This window comes from Spirochaetota bacterium (genome assembly GCA_026414805.1).
Lineage (GTDB): Bacteria > Spirochaetota > UBA4802 > UBA4802 > UB4802 > UBA4802.
The window spans coordinates 1-5,092 of the sequence record JAOAIH010000113.1 but is presented as its reverse complement, the minus strand read 5'-3'; the positions used below and the strand labels follow the sequence as shown (position 1 = coordinate 5,092).

5 protein-coding genes are annotated in these 5,092 nt (G+C 34.9%); all 5 read right to left on the bottom strand.

Going from position 1 to position 5,092, the window contains the following annotated elements:
• On the bottom strand, positions 1-662 hold a 662-nt coding region (locus N3F66_14515; protein ID MCX8125358.1), incomplete at its 3' end, for a site-specific DNA-methyltransferase.
• A 246-nt stretch (positions 663-908) separates the two neighbouring features.
• A complete protein-coding gene (locus N3F66_14510; protein ID MCX8125357.1) occupies positions 909-1,094 on the bottom strand; it encodes a hypothetical protein in 186 nt (61 codons plus the stop codon).
• A complete protein-coding gene (locus N3F66_14505) occupies positions 1,095-1,562 on the bottom strand; it encodes a hypothetical protein (protein ID MCX8125356.1) in 468 nt (155 codons plus the stop codon).
• A 164-nt stretch (positions 1,563-1,726) separates the two neighbouring features.
• On the bottom strand, positions 1,727-3,958 hold the full coding sequence (locus N3F66_14500) for an AAA family ATPase (protein ID MCX8125355.1): 2,232 nt from the start codon (positions 3,956-3,958) through the stop codon (positions 1,727-1,729).
• A 170-nt stretch (positions 3,959-4,128) separates the two neighbouring features.
• Positions 4,129-5,067 (bottom strand): WYL domain-containing protein, encoded by a 939-nt coding sequence (locus tag N3F66_14495; GenBank protein ID MCX8125354.1) that lies wholly within the window; start codon positions 5,065-5,067, stop codon positions 4,129-4,131.
• Positions 5,068-5,092: the final 25 nt, after the last annotated feature.

Here is a 5,092-nt window from a genome sequence, read left to right as displayed (position 1 = left end):
AATGCCTTAGCATTTTTATTTATAAAAAGATCAACTTCGCTTTGTTTTTCAAAAATCCTGAAAGCTCTTTCAAGGTCTTCTTCGGTAATTTGAATATGTTTTTTCTTGATTTCTTTGAGAATATCGTCGGTTTTTGTGATTCTACCTTTTTCGGAATAAATAACATTAAAAACAATTGTTTTGCCGTCTTTTATTTCTTTGAGTTCATATATTAAACTTCGTTTTTCGTTTGCTTTTTTATTTTCTATAGTAGAAGTATCAAAGTCAAATTTTTTGCCATCAAACTCTACAGGCATACTGCGAAATATTCTATCGGTCTTTACATAATAAAGCATTTGTGTTTTCCAAAACAGGACAACATCTTTTTCATTAGTATAGACTTTTTCATAAACATTATTATGAAATGGTGTAGAGTTAAAATATATACTTCCACTTTCACTAAAATAACGACTAAAAAAGTTGTATAGTTTGTCAAATAACTCTTCACGAAAATCAGGATATTTCTTTAATGCCTCATCAACATCTTTTTTCAAAAGTTGTCCGATTTTTTCATAGTATTTTGATTTAATACGCATCAGGTTAATGAAGCCACCGGTTCCTTCAATTTTTGCTCCTATAAAAATATCTTTGAGCGTATTAAAAAATTTTAGTTCTTTAGACATATACAACCTCACATTTAAATACTCAACTGTTCTGTATCAATACAAAGCTCCAGTAAGAAATGTTTGTCAAATTTATTTTTACAAACATTATTTTTTACTACAAATCCTCATAGTACAATATCAGTTAGTTGCCTACGCCATTATTGCATTATAGTTTACTCTTTCATTTGAACGTGCCCCCTTCTACCATACTATTAAACATTTTTTCATTTTACAAATAATTTATTACTTTTGCTACCTTCATTACTACCTCATCTTTTCTGCAATTATTTCCACATTCTTAAAGATTTTTGTTAAATCTTTCCCCTTATGAATACCAACTCTTGCTACGCCTAATACAATTTCCTGATAAAAACGTGGTGGATGTTCAATAAATTCCCTCTTTAAAGTATATACATGAAGATCCTCTTCATTATACTCAAAGGTTGGCACTTATGTATAGGCAAGTATTTCTCCAAAGGCAGGCACTTTGCTATCCCAACGCTGTTGCACAAAATCATAGTGTTCACATATTGCTTTAAGTATTGCAGCACGTTTTTTTAGATGCGATAGTTGATTAAAATTGACCGGCAGGCTTACCTTTTTTAGTAAATAGGACTTGGTAATTGCAGCTACAAAAATTGTCGATGGGATTTTGTTTTGGGTTACACAGTACAAAAATGGTTTGAAATTTTTACGCTTTTCTTCTTTAGCCTTTCTTTTTTCTTCATGCTTTTGTTTGATTTCTTCAGCAATTTCTCTTTTTGTTTCTTCTAACTTATCTATAACTTTACTTAGCGGCTCATCCAATGCTATATGCAAATTCTTAATGATGTGTTCAATTAGTGTTACCTCTTGTATAAATTCATCAATACGCCTTATTCCTTTGGAAATATTTTTATACCCTAAATGTTGAGCCACTTCTTTTTTTTGATAGTTTTTTGTTTCAGTGTATCAAGCAAAAACTTATGAATTGCGTATATAGTGCACCTCTTATAAAGTGGGATTTCCTAATTATTATTTTAAGCACTTTCTTTTGTCATAGGCAACAAAAGAAAGTGCTAAAGAAGATTGATTAATATGCTCTATGCATTAAAACCAATCTTCATCTTTTTTTGCTTATTCATATACCGCACTTCATTTTCCAACTGGTCTATGATGTGATCGTGATCGTTCAGCAAATCAGTAAGCAATGCTTTTTGGTACACCGCCTTTATGTGACCAGGGGTAAGCCCTTCTATAGCTTCAATTCTTTTCTTTTGTTGCAATGTAAGCGGGTTGCTATCGCTTACAAAATAGCGTTCATACAGCATTACACGCATTGACAGCTTAACAGGATTAAACCTAATTTTAAAGGTAAAACGCCGCATAACTGCTGTATCTAAAAGCTTAAGCATGTTGGTAGAACATATCAGCACGCCGCCAAAATTTTCCATTTGTATCAGCATCTCATTGACAAATGAAACTTCCCATGATCGCTGTGCATTTTCTCTGGCTATAAAGAATGTATCAGCTTCATCTATAAACAGTATGGCATTTTCTTCCTTGGCTTCTTCAAATGCAGCGCGGATAAGCTTTTCAGTTTGTCCCACATACATGCTAAAAATATCTGATGCTCGTTTTACTATAAGCTTTCTTGCCGTTTGTTGTGCTAAATATTTTACAAACTCAGTTTTGCCTGTGCCACTTGGACCCCACAACAAAAATGACATAGTGATGTTGTCAATTTTTTTATCATAAAAACTCTTTACCGCAGCTACTATCGCTTGCAAATCTGTATCTGCATTGCACAGTGATACATCGTATTGCTTTGTTAAAGGATGCAGTAATGTTTCATTGTGTGTGCCAGTAAGCTCTGTATGGCGCTGCAATAACGTTTCAAGTACAGGAATAACCTCATCATCAGCAATTGAATGATTTGTATACATAGCTTCAACTGCTTCTATGCTCATCCCTATTCCTGCAGCATTTACAGTATACTTATGGCACAATGTATATAAAACATCATCCTTTATAATGTTTTTCAATATGCTTTTACCAAGCATACTATGCCATAGTGACATACGCTGCTTTTCAGTAAATTGTTTAAACGATATACTGTAGTGAAATCTGCGCAACGTTGAATCAGGGATTAGTTCTATTTTATTTGTTATCCAGATACTTTGAATTCTGCTTGTATCAAGAATATCATTAATCTTGCTTTTATCGCCGTTATCTCCAAAACCAAAATATGATTCAGTGTTAAGTATGCTATCTGCTTCATCAATTATGAGCACTGCATCATTTTTTTCTGCTATTTTAAGTGCGATAGTTATTGCCATTAGTCGCATGCTCAAGCTTTCCATCTTGCTGGTATCGTTCCGAATGATTGTGGAAAGGAAAAACAACTTGCGATTGCTATACGCTACAATACTGCGAGCAAACTGAGTTTTCCCTGTCCCTGGTTTGCCATATAAAAGGATATTGCAGGGTTTCTTGCTTTGAAGAAGTGTGCTGACAATCTTTATATCATGAGGCATCACAGCAAAATCGTGAATCGGGAATGTTGTTCCTGTATCAAATTTTACATATCTTTCCAGTATATCTACTGGTTCTATATCAAATAAAAATTCTATAATCTCACTTGAAAGGGTGATATACTCATACCCATCTGGACTTATTGATTCAATTATACGTGTTGTGTAAAGAATCCCTGTCTTGGATAATACCCTCTTTACAACTGTTAATGGTATAGTAGTGGCTATTGCAATTCGGCGTTGCATTTCATGGTAACTGATCTCGGTTAAAATTGATTTCAAAATACTATCTCGTGATCCTAGTGATATAACCAATATCTTTAATACTGCGCAATCGCTGGGGTTGAGCATAAAAAATTCAGAAAGCTTTGCAATGCGCTCATCTAAATCATTTTTGTTGTCAGAGAGCAATCCATATTCTTTTTCAAGTAATTTAACTAAAACCTTCTGTACTGCACTCCATTTAACCATGCTAAAACTATCCAAGAGAGCCTGAATAAATACATTTGCTAGTCCAGAAGAGCTATTCACAACATCAAGTGCATCAGTATAATAATTACGTTCAAAATCATCTTCCGGAAATCTTGTCTCTTTCGGGAATACTTTTTCAATTAATTCCATTCTATCGTCCATGCTCAAGCATTCCATACTCAGTGTCAGCAATTGTTCGTTGGGTTGTAATTCCTTCAATAAATTCAACACATAATACGTTACGGGCTTTCGCACGGACTCATCCAGCATAGAATACTGGACATCAATTAAATTGTTCAGGGGATAACGACGAACTCGCCTTCTAGGCATACTTACCTCCTTTGGTAATAATTTTTCAAGGGATATCCCTTAACACCGTGGGTTGTGGAGTGGACTTTTGTGCAGTAACTATCGCTTACATAATTAGATGAGTGAAGTAGTAATTATATAGGAAATTTACAGTAAGTTAAATAAAAAAGGTAGTAACTTATTTGCGATGTTTATTTTTGATACACACTCAGGCTTTCAGTGAGCATCTGTATCATTTCCTGGCGAACCTTCTGTGGACTTAGTATTTCAACCTCTTTGCCATAGAGTACAAGTTGTTTGCACAAGTACAGATAGTCGCTGATTGCAAATGTTGCAGTGTACCAATCACTTTCATGTTGAATATCGGGGAAAAGCGTTGCAATAATATTTTCAACGACATTCTTCACTTTTTCAGAATATCGTATAGTAACAGTCACTGTATCTTTTGTACTTATGTATGCAGAAAGTGATGTAGCAAAGACATCATCAATTGAAGGAATTTCCCAATCAATGCTATATGCATCAAGCACTACCACATTGTGAATACGCTCAGCAACTAAAGGCAGGTACTTTTTCATATCCACATCATATACCAAAAGGTATAGATTATTGTTACGGAACAAGTAATAACATGGGCACAGCTTCCAGTTGGAGCGTACCGTACCTTCAGCTGTTATGTAGGTACATTCAATCATCTTCTTTTCAATTGCTGCAAAATAAATACGTGCAAGCATCCACAGCGCGCTGTTGGGTTGTGAGGCAATAAATTTTTGCAGTATCATATCGCGTGTTGAATCCTTTACCACAAAGCTTGCATATACTCGCGCAATCTCAAGCTGCGTATCTGGATCAAGATCCTCAGCCAATGCAGTGATAAGCCCTCCTTGAGTGCGGTCAACGCTTATACCTAACTCTTCTTCAATGTGGTCTTTGATATACTTTCGCACATGGCTGTCGCTTATGTCTTTTTCATTTTCTTCAAGCGATAGTAACCGGGCAAGTTTTACCGCATTCCAGGTTTCATTGCTTGCAGCAGGCGATTGCAGAAGTGCTAAAATGTGAAGGTAGCGTTTCAAAACGCCAATTTTTCCTTCAGGGTTTGGGAAGTTGTAATTTTTATTCTTACCCATCAACTTTATGAGATATCATACAAAA

What these genes read in the sequence shown, in the direction of transcription:
- N3F66_14500 (MCX8125355.1), bottom strand. Translation starts at nt 3,958, where the DNA reads ATGCCTAGAAGGCGAGTTCGTCGTTATCCCCTGAACAATTTAATTGAT.
- N3F66_14495 (MCX8125354.1), bottom strand. Translation starts at nt 5,067, where the DNA reads ATGGGTAAGAATAAAAATTACAACTTCCCAAACCCTGAAGGAAAAATT.